The organism is Caballeronia sp. GAWG1-5s-s, assembly GCF_023631445.1.
Taxonomy (GTDB): Bacteria; Pseudomonadota; Gammaproteobacteria; order Burkholderiales; family Burkholderiaceae; genus Caballeronia.
In genome coordinates this window covers 1-14,302 of sequence record NZ_JALQDC010000034.1, presented here as the reverse complement: position 1 = coordinate 14,302, position 14,302 = coordinate 1, and the positions used below count along the sequence as shown (strand labels likewise).

The following is a 14,302-nucleotide window of genomic DNA, read 5'->3' as shown; positions in this document are numbered from 1 at the left end:
GCCTCCTTAGAACTCGCCGCAGCCATGCTGGCCGTTCACTACGAGACAGTTGTTCAGGTTCGGCCGCGAGCGCACGCGTTTCCACTCGGACGCGAGCTGGTCGGCCGGGCCTTCGGACTGTTGCAGCGCGAGTATCGGCTCGTTCGTGCCCACGCAGACATTGATGCCGCCGAGATTGCTTTCGTACACGAAGCTGTCTTCCTGCGCGGTAAAGAGCGGCTGCAGGCCGCTGCGGTTGAAGACGGCGCCCTGCACCGACGTGAGGTCCTGCGGCGTGACCGTGATCGTTCCCGGAATCACCTCGACTCGATAACCCACCGACGACGTGAAGCTGCCCGTGAGCGGATAGGTTCCGGGCGGCGAGTCCGGGCGGGCCGGCGTGCTGACCGTCCCGGCGAGCACGTTGCCGCGCTGATCGCCGTTTTGCAGGCCGGTCACCGTGGGGTCGAGCGGCCCGTTGGCAGTCCCGACAGGACGCTTGTGCTTGCCCAGCGTCACCGTGAGCGTCGGCTGCTGCGCGTAGACGAAGTGATTGCCGTTGCCCGACACCGTCTGCATCGACGACTGGCCGTTCCAGCTACAGAGGCCGCCAAAGGCGCAGCCATAGAAGTTCGGCCATTTGTTGCCCGGATCGATGCCGTTGCGGTTCTCGCCCTGCCACGTCGATGCCCATACGCGCCAGACATCGTTCGTGTTCAGCCTGCCGCCGCCGGCGTTGGTGAACACGCCGTTGTCCATCGCGAGATCGATGCTGCCGCCCGCGCTCACGCTGGTCGGCGTGCCTGCCGCGCCCAGCGTGACGCCGCCGGTCAGCGCGACGGCGACCAGCCTGCCGCTCAGGGTCGACTGCGAGCCGTCGATGGCGGCGCCTGCTCCGCTCGACGCATCGTAGGCGGTCGCAGAGACAGGGCCGATGGTGAAGCCATGCGCGTTGGCAAAGTTCACGTTGCGCGCCCCGGCGATGGCGAGCGTCGTCACGTCGTTCTTCGGATCGGTCAGGGCGAAGTCGCCGCCGCCGGCCAACAGCAGCGCGCCCGCCTGGATGCCGCCGGGGTCGGTCACGGTCCCGGCGGAGTCGAGCGCGAGCGTGGCGTTGGCCGGCATCGCGATGCCCGAGGGCAGGTCGATGCCCTGACTGCCCGCGCCGGTGTTCTCCAGCGTGAGACTGGTCGACACACTCGGCCGCGACGCGCAGTTCGCGCCGCCCGCGCACGGACCGTCGACGGTGATCTTGCCGGTCTGCGTCGATGAGCCGAGCACGAGCGTATGCAGGTTCGTCGCGAAGGTCGCGTACGTTTCGCTGTCGATGGAGAGGCCCGGCGTCGCGCTCGTGCCGAACAGCGTGATGGGCACGGAATTCTGTGCGGTGACGGCGAAAGTCGTCGGATCGACTGATCCGGGGAAAACGTAGAGCGAACCGCCGTTCGGCGAGATCGAATTCGGTGTGGTGCGCCCGAGCAGGCTCGTGGCGGTGCCGTTGTTCGACGCATTCATCTTGATGAAGCCGCCTGCGCCCGTACTGACCGTAAGCGGCCCGGCGGCAAACTCCGAGTTCGCGGGCGGCACGGCGCCGTAGGCGATGCCGGCATCGGCGGTGGTGGTCGAGCCGGCAAGCGATATGGCGCCGCCCGGGGCGCTCGCGTTGATGGAGCCGCTCAAGAGCAACAAACCGTAGGTCGGCGAAGGCGCGCCTGTTCCCGTGCCGGCGATGGCGCCGAGCAATTCGATCGGGCCGCCTGAAGTGCTGATCTGCGAGCCGTCGACGAGCGCCACGCCGTATGCGCCGAAGCCGCTGCCTGTGCCGTGAATGCGCACGGGTCCGGTGGTGGTCGTGAGTTGCGTCGGGTTCGCCGGCGTGCCGCGCAGGATGACGCCGTTGCCCGGATTCGCCACCGGATTCAGGCTCTGCCCGACGAGCGTAATGGCGCCGCTTCCGGTGGAAATCGTTGCGCTGTTCACCTCGATGGCGACGGGCGTTCCCGTGCCCGTCTCCGCGAAGCTCGTCGTGGCGGGCGTGAGCCCCTGAAGCGTGACGGCGCCGTCCGTGCCCGACAACGCGCCGTTCGGCGCGCGCCCGCGCGTATCGATGTCGGCGGCGTCGATCGAGATCGCCGGGCCGGTCACGCCGGTCGATTCCGACGAGCCGAACACGTCGCGCCCCGCCGCGCTCAAGTTCACGCGGCCGCCGTTGGTCGAGACTGCGATGCGCGGATTGCCGCTTTGATTCGCGACGCCGCCGACGATGACCTGGCTCGTCGCGTCGCCGTCGATATTGATCGCGCCGCTCGGGGATCGCACGTCCGCTCCGATGCGGATGCTGCCCGCCGCGTGCATGCCGAGCGTGATGTCGTGGCCCGACGTGTTGACGATCGGCACGCTGCTGCTTACGTTGCCGTCCGTGGCCGTCAGCGTCAGATTGCCCGCGAGCGTGGCGTCGCCTCCGCCGCCGATCGTCGCGAGCGCGTTGCTCGCGGTATCGAACACGCGGCCGTTGAATGAGCCGATCGGCAGCGACTGCGCGGTGAGCGCGCTGTTGCCGATGCCGGCCAGCGACACAGCGCCGAAGTCGTTCGCCGCGTTCGTCAGCGTGAAGGCGCCCGGGCCCGCCAGAAGCAGGTTCCCCGCGAACAGGCTGGCCGCGCCCTGCGTCACGGGTCCGGCGGAATCGAGCGTGATCTGGCCGACCGTGGAGATGTCGGACGTCAGCGCGATGCCCTTGCTGTTCGGGCCGCCGTTGGCTGCGCTCAGGTTACGGAAGAATGGCAGGCCCGCGCAGGGCGCGGCAAGGCATGTCATCGGGCCGAGGGTGATCGGGCCGGTGTGCGTGTTCGAGCCGATATAGACCGTGTCGATGCTCGATGTGAACCGTTGCCCGAAGGTGCTGTCGAGCACCAAGCCGGGGCCGGTCGCGCCGGTCACGCCGATGCTGATCGGCGCGGAATCATCGGCTGCGACTGTGAACGTGGTGCCCGGCGTGACGATGCCCGGTGCAAGCACGAGCGCCCCGCCCGACGCGTTCAAAGCCGAGCGCGTGTCGAGCGAGGTCGATCCCGCGTCGAGCGCAACGGACGACGTGTTGGCGCTGGTGTTCGACGCGCGCAGCGTGAGCGTGCTGCCGGGAGACGCCGTCACGGTCGAATCGGTGATCTGCAACCCGGCCTGGTCCACCGTGCCGCCGCCCGCAATGGAGCCGGCGAGCGTGATGTTCGAGCCGTCGACGCTGGCGTTGCCGAGCTTCAGGCCGGAATGAAAGCCCGTATCGGCACCGGATGCGGTAACGGGTGCGCCGTTGGTCACGCCGAGAATCTCGATCGGGCCGGACCCGGCTTCGTCGGAAGCGACGAACGACACGCTCCGTCCGGTATCCGATGCAATCGACGTGGTCAGCACGCCTTCGTAGCCGTTGCCACTGCCGTAGACCCGGATGCCCGGCAGGCCCGCAGTCAGCGTGACCGTGCCCTCGCCCGCTGCCGCGATGGTCACGCCGCCGCCTTGCACGCCGTTCAATGCGGCCTGGCCTCGAATGGTGATGCCGCCCGAAGTCGTGAAAGGCGTCGCGGTGATCGCGACGCCGTCGGCGCGCGAGCCCGAGCCGGTCGCGCGCGCAGTGCCGTCCACCGTGATGTTGCCGGTGCCCGCCGCGATGCTGCCGAAATCCGACGACACGCCGCCGCCTCCGCCTTCGCCGGTCAACGTGAGCGCACCGCTGTCCGAGCGCAACACGCTCGTGCTCAGCGAGAGGCCGACTCCGCCTGAAGATGTGCCGCTGAGCGACATATTGCCGGACACGGTGCTCAGGCTGGCGCCGACGGCCGCCACGCCGCCCTGCGCGCCGTCGCCGGTCAGCGAAAGCGCGCCGGCGGTCGTGCTGATCGTCGCGCCGGCGGTCGTGCTGAGTGTCGCGGCGACGATGCGGAGGCCGGTTCCCCCCGACGACGTGCCGTTCAGCGTAATCCCGCCCGAAGTCGAGGAAACGCTGTTCGAGCCCACGCCACCCCCGCCGCCGATGCGCACGCCGCCCGTCACGCCGTCACCGGTTATCGAGAGCGCGCCGGTCGTCGTTTGCAGGACAGAGCCGTTCTGAACGTCGACGCCGAAGCCCAGGCCCGCGACGCCGCCGATCACATCGACCGGCCCGTGGCCGTTGATCGTGATCGCGCCGCTTGGCGCGTTCGCGTCGAAAGTCGGGATCGTTCCCGCCGGGCCGGTGCGCGTGCGCGTATCCATGTTCACGCTGTCGATCACCACGCGCGGCGCGACGCCGTTCGCAGGCCCGCCGATCCTGACGTCCCCGCCATTGGTGAAAAACGGTAACTGCGCGTTTCCGGGCGATCCGCGCAGCCGGATTTCGGCGGTGCCGTCGGTGTGTCCGGCCGTGTTTGCGATCAGCACCACGGACAGCGGACTGGCCGGAGCGCCGGTCAACTGCGACGCGACGATCGCCGCCGCGCCGCCGCCGTCGAGCGTCCGGTCGGCGACGATCGAGCGCGCGGCTTGCAGCGTGAGCGTCGTTGCAGCGCCGCCGGTCTTGCTGATCTGGCCTTGCAGACTGATGTCGCCGTCCTGCGTGCCGCCCGCGCCGGTATCGACCGAGACCGAGGTGCCCGCGTTCAGCCGGTCGTTGATCGTGCCCGCCGAGATGACGGTGTTGTCCGTCGAGGCGACGAAATTCGGCCCGCCGACGCTGTCGACGCTCGTGCTGTTCGTGATCGTCACATTGAACGGATCGAGCACCCACGTCCCGCCCACCCCGTGCAGCGCCGACGCATCGATGTTCGCGCCGGCCACGTCCAAAAAGCGCGCCGACGTCTCGATCAACCCGCCGTTGCCCGAGTTCGCGCCGCCCTTCGCCGTCAGCGTGCCGTACACGCGCGCCGCGTTGGCGCCATAGATCACGACGTTGCCGCCGTCGCCGTTCACCAGCGCATCCGCGCGCGCCTGCGCGGCCGGGCCCATCCACACGGCATCGGCATTGTGGATGTCGGTCTCCCGGCCGGCCGCGCCGCCGCCCACGCGCACCCGCCCGCCGCCTGTCGCGCCGCTCGCGTCGATGCGCGCGCCGTCGTTCACCGCGACGTGATAGCCGGTCACATCCGCCTGCCCGCCCGCGAGACCCGCGCCGCCGGTCACATCGACGTTTCCGGCGACGGAGGTGACGCCCGCCGCGCCGCCATCCAGCACGATGCGCCCGTTGCGCTCCACCACGCTCCGCGCCCGCACCGTGCCGGTCTGATTGAGCACGGTTCCGGCGAGCGCGTCGGCGGTCTGCACCGACATCAGCACCTGCCCGCCGTCCGCCGCCAGCACGCCCGAATTGCTCGCGAGCGCCTGCGCCGCCGCGCCGTCGACCTTGATCATCGTGAGGCCGTCGCCCGCGAAATCGAGCGTGATGTCGCTGCCCGCGCCGATCGCGACCGTGCCGAGCTTCGCGCTCACCGTGCCGCTGTTGTCGACCTGCGCGCCGAGCAACGCGACCGTGCCGCGCTCGCCCGCCGTGATGGCGCCTTGATTGACGACTCGCCCGCCCGCGTTCGGCGCGGCGCTCATGAAGCGATATTTGCCGGCGAGGAAGTCCGCATCCGAGATGCCGAGCGTCGACGCGACGAGCGACCCCACGTTCACCGACGCGCCGCGCGCGAACAGCACGCCCGCCGGGTTGACCAGAAACACCTGTCCGTTGGCATTGATCTGTCCGGCGATGCTGCTCGCCTGACTGCCCACCACGCGATTGAGCAGCACCGCCTGCGCCGACGGCTGCGAGATGTTGACCGCCTCGCCCGCGCCGATCGAAAACGAGTTCCAGTTGACGATGCCCTTCTGCGAACCCTGGTTGATCGACATCGTGTTCGGCGCGGGCGTGTTGATGCTCACGTTGCCGTTGACGACCTGTCCGCCCGCCGGCAGCGCGAGCGCGCCCGGCGCGACGACGAGCGCGAGCAGCGGCAGCAGCGCGGCCGGCTTAAGCTCGATGCCGGCATGCCGCGCGGCGCGCTTCGCGAGACGCCTGATCGCGCGCTCCCATGCCCGGCGATGCCTGCGGGTCCGAAAACTGGTGATGTCGCTCATTTGGAACTCCTTTCTTCACTGCGCGGATGCGGCCCGCGCTAGAACGACTTCGACACTTGCACGTACACGCGCGGAACCTTGTCGTCGCCGGTGGTGTCGGGGCCGGTCGTGCGCCACGCGATGCTGCCGTCCACCGTGATGCCGTACGGCCCGCTCCAGAACACGCCGAGCCCCGCGCCGCTGCGCGTCACGGTGTTGGCACCCTGCCCGGGAATCGAGCGGGCGTTGTACCGCCCGACGCCGATATCGAAGAACGCGGAGACCGTCAGCTTCGGGAGGACCGCGTAGCGCAACGAAGCCGTCGCGATCAGCCCTTCGTCGACGACCGCCTCCGACGGCGAATAAGCGCGCACCGCGCGCGGCCCGCCGAGCGTGATGCGTGACGAACTGTCCAGGTTCTGATTGGCCCACTGCCCCGACATGCCGACGAACACGCTCGTCTTTTCGGTGATCGCGTTGAGGCGGTTCGCCTGGAACGTCAGGCGCAGGCTGTTGCCCTGCGTGTTGCGGCCCGCCGGCCCCTGATCGATGCTCCTGGCGAGCGCCGAGTCGATGTTCAGGTGCCCGAATGCAAGCTGAACGTCGGCGCTATTGAAGCCGCCGCCGAGAAAACTGTCGCGGCTCTCGTACGACAGCCCGAGGCTCGCGAGATACAGCTTCTGCGGGTTGTCGAAGCTCACCGTGTCGATCTTGTCCGTGAGCGACCGATACTCCAGCGCGCCGCGCAACAGCAGGTTCTGGTCGCGCGAGCGGATGAGCGGATGCGAAACCGACGCGGTAACGACATCGGCATCGCCGTGCGCGTGCAGCGACGAGAAGTTCTGCCCGAGGTAGTAGTACAGATGCGAATACGCGATCCCCGCCCGCGTGCCGTAAGCGTTGACCGGCGCGTCGTAGCCGATGCGCCCGTACAGCGTGTCGGCGCGCTCGGCGGCAAGCAGGTTGATGTCGAGGTTGTCGCCGATGCCGAACGGCGACGCGAGCCGCCCCACTGCGCCGAGCCGCCAGCGTCCGGCGGGCGCGGCGCCGTAGTTGTCCGTGGCGAGCGCGAAATCCCAGCGGCGCGCGGCCTCGACGTTCACCGCCAGATCGACGGTGCCCGGCGCGCTGCCCGACTCCAGCGCCGAGCTCACGCGAATGCCGGGCACGTCCGAGAGCAGCAGCATGGTGCGTTCGAGCTCGCCTTGCCGGAGCGGCTTGCCGGGCTCGATCGCGGCGAGCCGGGCGCGCACGAGCGATTCCTTGATCGGCGCGCCGGGCGCGAGGTTGAGCCGCACCCGCCCGATCTTGCCTTCGAGCACGGTGAAGGTGACATCGCCATGGGTCACGTCCTGCGGCGGAATCACCACCTGCGCGAGCGGATAACCGCGATCGCGGTAAGCCTGCGCGATGCGCGCGGCCATCGCGTTCAGGTCGTTGATCGACACTTCCTGGCCGATCTTGTCGGACACGAGCGGAAGCAGCAGATCCGAGGGCAGCGTCTCGTTGCCCGCCAGCCGGATGCTTGCGAGCGTGAACTTTCTGCCCTCGGGCACGCCGGGCGGCGCCGTGACCGGCGCGGGCAACGCGCTCGCGCCGCCGGGCGCGGGAGCGGCCACCGGCGGACGCGGCTGCTCGTTGAGCAGCGTGCCCGCGCTGGGCACCTGTCCCGTGCCCGGCAGCGGCACTTGCTGCGCCCATGCTGACACGGCGCCCGCGCAGGCGAGACTCACGCCGGCCGCGCGTGCGAGTGCGCATGCACGCGGCGAATGCAGGCGCGGCCGGTAGCGCCGGCCCGATGCGAGAAGTTGGTTCTTCATAGCGTCGTTGACCACAGCATCCTTGTCGGACCGGCACCGCGCGCGGCGCCGGCATGTCTTGCCCGCCAACGGCAGGTCAGCGGGCGACCGAAAGCCGCCAGTCGCCCATCAGGTCGAAGGGCGCCCAATAGAACGGATGGGCGAACCGGCTGTCGGCCAGCACCGCGAGCTGCGCGGCGCGCATCGCGTCGATCGCCTGCTCGCCTTTCGTGAGGGCGCCGTAGAACGTGCTCATCGTGAGCGCCGTCGATTCGTCGGCGACCGGCCACATCGAGACGAGCAGCGCGGACGCGCCCGCATAGAAGAACGCGCGCGTGAAGCCCATGATCTCGTCGCCGCGCTCGATGCGCCCGAGCGCCGTCTCGCACGCGGACAGCGTGACGAGCGCGACCGAATCGAACCTGAGGTTGTAGATGTCGGCGGCGAGCAGCGGATCGGGGCCGTCGGCGGGCTGTGTCGAGGGCGCGAGCAGCACCCGCGAATGCAGCGGATCGATGGTGTCGGCCTGAGCGTGCGTCGCCACATGGACGATGCGGCCTCCCGGCGCGTTCTCGCTGAACGTCTTGCGCGTGACGTCGCTTTGCAGGAAGGTGTCGCGCTCTGCGAAAAGCGGCCCGATCGCGCGGACTTCGGCCTCGGCGCCCGGCAGGTCGAATTGCGGCGAGATGCGCGGATTGCCGAACGCGACGAGGTTGCTCGCGACTCGCTGCTGACGCCGCACGAGTTGCACCGCGATGCTCGCCGACGGCGCGAGCGCCATCGCGTGACGCTGAATCAGAAAGCCCTGCTCGTTCTTCAGCGCCTGAAACGGCATGTAGTGCAGCGCGCCGTTGGGCACGATGACGAGCCGCTCGTCCCCTCGCAGGCCGAGTGGCCGGATCAGCAGCGCGTCGAGCTTCGTGCCGTAGGTGATCGCTTGCGGCCGCCCGCGGATGATCGCGTTGCGGAAGTCGCCGACGGCGAGCGACATGTCGTTGCGCGGGATCGGCAGCGTAAAACCCTGTATGCCGTCCGCGCGCACGACCCACGCGATCAGCCGATCCGGCAGGCCGTGATATTCGACGATCGCCTCGCCGGGATGCAGCGCGCCGCGCACCTCGTCGAGCGAGAGCGTGCGGCCGTTCAACTGGGTCTCATCGACCTGGCTGGCGAGCCGGTTGCGAACGACATCGAGCAGCGCCCGCCCGCGGCTCCGTTCCGAGAGCGTCCACGCGAGCGGATAGTCGCCGTCGTCGACCACGAGCGCGATGGTTTCCTCGAACACCGTCTGCGTGTCGGAAAAGAGTCCGGTCTTGAACTCGTCGCTGCGAAAGCGGGCGCGGATCGATTCCGAATCGTCGAGCGCGGCGAGCCACGCGGCGCGCGCCGCCTTGCGCTGGCCGAGCGCGAGATACGCCCGGCCCATGCCTTCGTGCGCCCACAGGTTGTCGTAGTTGGCGTCGGTGCCGGTCTTCGTCGCGCTCGCGGCAAATGCGGCGAGCGCCGCTTCGGGCTTGTTTTCGGCCAGCAGCAGATTGCCTTCGATGCGCTTGCGCAACGGCCCGAGCAAGGTGCCGCTGACCGCGGCCGTCTGTTCGAACGTGGCCCGCGCGCCTGTCGGATCGCCCGCGGCGATCTGCCCGTTGGTGATCGAGAGCAGCACCATCGGCCGATAACGGGGCGATGCCGTCGCAAGCGCCGCGCGATACTCCACAAGCGCGGCTTGCGGATCGCCGCGCCGCGCCGCGATGTCGCCGAGCACCTTGTGAGCGGGCGCGAGCACCTGTTCGGGATTCTTCGCGCCGGCAGCGATGGCTTCTTTCGCGTAGCGCTCGGCATCGTCGAGATCGCCGGCGTAGCTGTAGGCGATAGCGAGGTCGCGCCGCGAAAGCGCGGCGAGATTCGCGTTGTCCGTCTGCCGCGCGACGACGAGCGCCCGCGAAGCCGCCTCGATGCCCTCGCGGAAATCGCCGCGCTCGGCGGCCGCGACCGACATGCTGCAGTACGCATAGCCGTCGAGTTTCACCTGATCGCGCGCGAGCAGCAGTTGCCCTTCCTGCGACAGCGTGGCGATGGTTTCGGCGTCGCGCACGCGGGCTTCGGCGGCGCGGGCGGCGGGCGTGAGCGGCGCGTCCGGCGCCTGATTCGCTGTACTGAGCGTAGCGCCCGCGTCGTTCTTGGTGGTTTTGCGCGCGGCGGCCGGCGCCGGCGCCTTGCGCGCGCCGCTGGCGGCCGGCGCGTCGGGCGCCTGATTCGCTGTACTGATCGCATCGCCCGCGCCGCTCTTTGCGGGTTCGCGCGCGGCGACCGACGCCGGCGCAGCCGGCGCGTCCGTCCGCGTCGAGATGCCCTGCGCGATCTGCACGCCCGGCTCGCGCAAATCGTTGAAGGCGAGTTGCATGCCCGCCGCATCCGGCGCGCAGCCAGAATCCCGAGCGCCCGGCGCGCGTTGCGCGTGCGCGGCGAGCGATGCCAGCGCGAGCGCCGCGAAGAACGCGAGCGCGACGCAAGCCCGCTGTGGCGTGCCGCGTGCGGGCGCGCCTGCATCGGCCTCGACACGAGCCGACGCGTTTTCATCGATCGCTATCACGAATGCGCTCCTCCGCGACCCTGACGTGGCACCGGCGAGAAGCGGCAGGCAGCCGCCGCGATGCCACGACTAGACGAACCACCGCGCCCGATTTGAAAAAAGCGGCGGCATGGTTCGTCTGGTGCTGTGTTTGCAGGCACACAGAGCGACTCATGCGAAACGTCGATCCGATTTCGCGCGACGAAGGCCGGGACCGATGCGCGCGCCTCGCCGTCCTCGCGAGCACGCGCGGCATGCTTTTACTCGGCATTGCCGCGCTGTGCGCGCTCGGCGTCGCGGCGTGCAAGTCGCCACCGCCGGCTCCCCCGCCGCCGACTGTCGTGCGCGTCGACGTGCATGCCCTCGACCAGGTCAACCCGGACCACACGGGGCGGCCATCGCCGGTGCTGGTTCGCGTCTACGAACTCAAGGCGACGGCCGCCTTCGACAGCGCCGACTTCTTCACGCTCTACGGCAAGGATCAGGCGACGCTCGGCGCCGATCTCAACGCGAAGAACGAATTTCTGCTCAAGCCCGGCGAGCGCCAAAGCGTCGAACAGGCGGTGCAGCCGGGCACGAAGTTCGTGGCGGTCATGTCGGCCTATCGCGACATCGAGCACTCGCGCTGGCGGGCGACCGTTCCCGTGCCGCCGAACCAGACGACGGTGGTCAGCGTGCGCGTAGACCGCGCCGATGTCTCGGTCGCCGCGCAGCAAGCCAGCGCGCCTGCGCCCAAGCCCGGCAAATGATTCTGGCCGCGCGCCACTTGCAAATCCGCACCGCTCGATCGTTCTCCGAAGAGAGCTGTCGCGTCTGCGCCGGCCGCCGGCCGCCGGGTGTTCCGGGCGGACGTCGGCGGCGGCGCGGCATCGAAACCAGCGAAGCGGACACGAGCCACCATGACCTGGCATCAACGCACGATCTGGTCCGAGGGGCTGTTCCTCGAACCTCAGCACTTTCAGCAGCACGACCGCTTCGTCGAGCATCTCATTCGCTCGCACGCGCGCGCGACCGAAGCGTGGTCGTGGGGCTGGGCGTCGATGATGCTCGATGAAGTCGCGCTCGGGCTCGGCAAGGTCGCGCTCGCCTCCGCGTTCGGCGTGCTGCCCGACGGCACGGCGTTCTCCTTTCCCGACGATGCCAGCGCGCCGCTGCCGCTCGACATTCCGCCCGGCGCGCGCGACGAAACGGTGCTGCTCGCGCTGCCGGTGGCGCGCGCCGGCGCAAAGGAGTTCGACCCGGACGGGACGGCCTCGCTCGTGAACGGCCACGCCGACGCGCTGCGCTACCGCACGACCGACACCTCCGTCGCCGACGTCACGACCAGCACCGACCGCGTGGCGCAGATCCGCGTCGGCGCGCCGAACGTGCGGCTCATGCTGGCGCGCGACCGCACCGACGCGTTCGTGACCATCGGCGTCGCGCGCGTGCTGGAGCGGCGCGCGGACAACCGCGTGATGCTCGACCCGAGCTACATCCCGCCGATGCTGCACGCGCTCGCCGACGCCCGTCTCCTCGGCTACGCGCAGGAAATCGCGGGGCTGCTGCATCAGCATGCGGACCGGCTCGCGCGACATATCGCGAATCCGGGACGAGGCGGCGTCTCCGAAATCGCCGACTTCCTGCTCTTGCAGACGCTGAACCGTTTCGAGCCGCAGTTCGCGCATCTGCTTCAGGTGCCGCTGCTGCATCCCGAGCGGTTGTATCAGACGATGCTCGCGATGGCGGGCGATCTCGCCGCGTTCGACGAGCGCCGCCGCGTGCTCGCCTATCCGCCGTACCGGCACGACGATCTCGCCAGTTCCTTCGAGCCGCTCATGCGCGACCTGCGCCAGCTGCTCGCGCAAGTGCCGGAGCCGAACGCCATCGCCATCGAGTTGCAGAGCCGCAAGCCGGGCGTGCGCGTCGCGGTCATCAACGACCTCGATCTGGTGCGCACGGCCGGCTTCGTGCTCGCCGCCAGCGCGCAGATGCCGGGCGAGGCGCTGCGCACGCGGTTCCCGACGCAGGTCAAGGTCGCGCCGGCCGAAAAGCTGCGCGATCTCGTGAATCTGGCGCTGCCCGGCATCGGACTGCGCGCGATGCCGGTCGCGCCGCGCCAGATTCCGTTTCACGCCGGTTATTCGTACTTCGAACTGGATCGCGGCGGCGAGCTGTGGAAGGAGCTGGAGCAGACCGGCAATCTGGCGATGTACATCGCGGGCGAGTTTCCGGCGCTGGAGCTGGAGTTCTGGGCGATCCGCCACTGACCGAGCCGAGGTCAACGCGATCACGGAGGCGATCGAGCGACATGACGCGCGACATGACGAACGACATGACGAACGACGACGACCCCTTCGCCGGATTCGAGTCCGACCAGACGAAGATCAAGCCCAATCCCGGCGCGCGCCGCCGCGCGGGAACGAGCGGGAGCACGCAAGGGCCGTTCACGGCGAGCGCCGCGCCCGATATGGGCACGCATGCCTTCGATGCCGCGTTCGCGCAGGGCGGCGCGGTCAATCCGCTGGTCGCCGCTTGCGCGCCGCTGCTGCAACTCGCGCCGCGCATTCGCGCGATGAGCGCGTGCGCCGATCCCGCCGCGCTGCGCGATTCGCTCGCGGAGGGCGTGCGGCGCTTCGAGGCGCAGGCCCGCGCCAACGGCGTCACGACCGAGCAACTGACGGCGGCGCGCTACATGGTCTGCACGATGCTCGACGAAGCCGCCTCGGGCACGCCGTGGGGCGCCGGCGTATGGGCGCGCCAGAGCCTGCTCGTGACATTCCATAACGAGGCGTGGGGCGGCGAGAAGGTCTTTCAACTGCTCGGCCGGCTCGCGCAGAAACCGGCGCAGCATCTGCATTTGCTGGAACTGGCGAGCATGATCCTCGCGCTCGGCTTCGAGGGACGCTATCGCGTGGCGGCGCAAGGCAAGCAGACGCTCGATGCGATCCGCGCGCGGCTCTATCAGCTCATTCGCAAGGAGCGCGGGGAGCCGGAGCGCGCGCTCTCGCCGCACTGGGAAGGCGTGCCGACCGCGCGGCGGCGCGCCACCGACGTGCTGCCGGTGTGGGTGGTCGGCGCGTTCGCGCTGCTGGTGCTCGCGGCCGCGTATCTGACGATGAGCTTCCGCCTCGGCCGCCTCTCCGATCCCGCGTTCGACACCATCTCGTCGATCCGGGCAGGCGCGCAGCGGCCGCTTGTGGTCACGCAGGCCGCCAGGCCGCGTCTCGCCGAACTGCTCGCGCCGGAAATCCGCGACGGACTCGTTTCCGTCGATGACCGCGTCGATCGGTCGGTGGTGACGCTGCGCGGCGACAACGTCTTTCAGCCCGGCAGCGCGGAAGTGTCGGCGCAGGTGCGGCCGCTCATCGGACGCATCGCGGCGGCCCTGAACGCCGTGCCGGGAAACGTGCTCGTCACGGGCCATACGGACGACCGCCCGATCCGCTCGGCGCGCTATCCGTCGAACTGGGAGCTTTCGCAGGAGCGCGCCGCGAACGTCCGCGACCTGCTCGCGTCCACCGTGCCCGCGACGCGACTCAAGGCCGAAGGCAAGGGCGACGCCGATCCCGTCGCGCCCAACGATTCGCCGGCCGGCCGCGCGCGCAACCGGCGCGTCGAGGTGACGCTGTTCGCGAAGCCCGGGGCCTGACATGAAAAAGCTCTTCTCGATCATCTTCCATCCGCTGGTGCTGCTCGCGGTCGGCCTGCTGCTCGTGAGCGGCGCGATCTGGATTGCCGGACCGCTCGTGTCGTTCGCGGGCAGCTATCCGCTCGAATCGCGCGAGGCGCGCTTCATCGCGATCGGCGGCGTGGCGTTGCTGCTCGTGCTGCGGCACGCGTGGGCGGCATGGCGCGCGCGCCGCACGCAGGCGGCGCTCGTCTCGGGACTGGCCGCGCGGCCCGAGCC

Annotated in this window: 7 protein-coding genes; 4 read left to right on the top strand and 3 right to left on the bottom strand. The window is 69.8% G+C overall.

What is annotated here, in order from left to right; all coding sequences use genetic code 11:
* Positions 1-6: 6 nt before the first annotated feature.
* From NCR34_RS25650 to NCR34_RS25640, 3 genes are all read right to left on the bottom strand, one after another.
* Complete coding sequence (locus NCR34_RS25650) at positions 7-6,066, bottom strand: two-partner secretion domain-containing protein (RefSeq protein WP_248323965.1); 6,060 nt, start codon at positions 6,064-6,066, stop codon at positions 7-9.
* Positions 6,067-6,104: 38 nt separating this feature from the next.
* Positions 6,105-7,865, bottom strand: coding sequence for a ShlB/FhaC/HecB family hemolysin secretion/activation protein (locus tag NCR34_RS25645; protein WP_248323964.1), 1,761 nt, complete (start codon positions 7,863-7,865; stop codon positions 6,105-6,107).
* Between the two features lie 76 nt (positions 7,866-7,941).
* Positions 7,942-10,434, bottom strand: a complete 2,493-nt coding sequence (locus NCR34_RS25640; RefSeq protein ID WP_250501243.1) for a CHAT domain-containing protein — start codon at positions 10,432-10,434, stop codon at positions 7,942-7,944.
* 152 nt (positions 10,435-10,586) lie between these two features.
* Between NCR34_RS25640 and tssJ the strand changes: the two genes are divergently transcribed.
* The 4 genes from tssJ to NCR34_RS25620 all read left to right on the top strand — a co-directional run.
* Positions 10,587-11,162, top strand: a complete 576-nt coding sequence (gene tssJ, locus NCR34_RS25635; RefSeq protein WP_250501242.1) for a type VI secretion system lipoprotein TssJ — start codon at positions 10,587-10,589, stop codon at positions 11,160-11,162.
* A 150-nt stretch (positions 11,163-11,312) separates the two neighbouring features.
* Positions 11,313-12,662, top strand: a complete 1,350-nt coding sequence (tssK, locus tag NCR34_RS25630; protein ID WP_248323961.1) for a type VI secretion system baseplate subunit TssK — start codon at positions 11,313-11,315, stop codon at positions 12,660-12,662.
* 41 nt (positions 12,663-12,703) lie between these two features.
* A complete protein-coding gene (locus NCR34_RS25625; RefSeq protein WP_248323960.1) occupies positions 12,704-14,044 on the top strand; it encodes a DotU family type VI secretion system protein in 1,341 nt (446 codons plus the stop codon).
* Between the two features lies 1 nt (position 14,045).
* Positions 14,046-14,302 (top strand): hypothetical protein (locus tag NCR34_RS25620; RefSeq protein ID WP_250501241.1); only part of this gene is annotated, 257 nt, incomplete at its 3' end.

Bases quoted from the DNA above. Each gene is read 5' to 3' on its own strand.
- tssJ (WP_250501242.1), top strand. From the start codon at position 10,587: ATGCGAAACGTCGATCCGATTTCGCGCGACGAAGGCCGGGACCGATGC.
- NCR34_RS25625 (WP_248323960.1), top strand. From the start codon at position 12,704: ATGACGCGCGACATGACGAACGACATGACGAACGACGACGACCCCTTC.
- tssK (WP_248323961.1), top strand. From the start codon at position 11,313: ATGACCTGGCATCAACGCACGATCTGGTCCGAGGGGCTGTTCCTCGAA.
- NCR34_RS25650 (WP_248323965.1), bottom strand. From the start codon at position 6,066: ATGAGCGACATCACCAGTTTTCGGACCCGCAGGCATCGCCGGGCATGG.
- NCR34_RS25645 (WP_248323964.1), bottom strand. From the start codon at position 7,865: ATGAAGAACCAACTTCTCGCATCGGGCCGGCGCTACCGGCCGCGCCTG.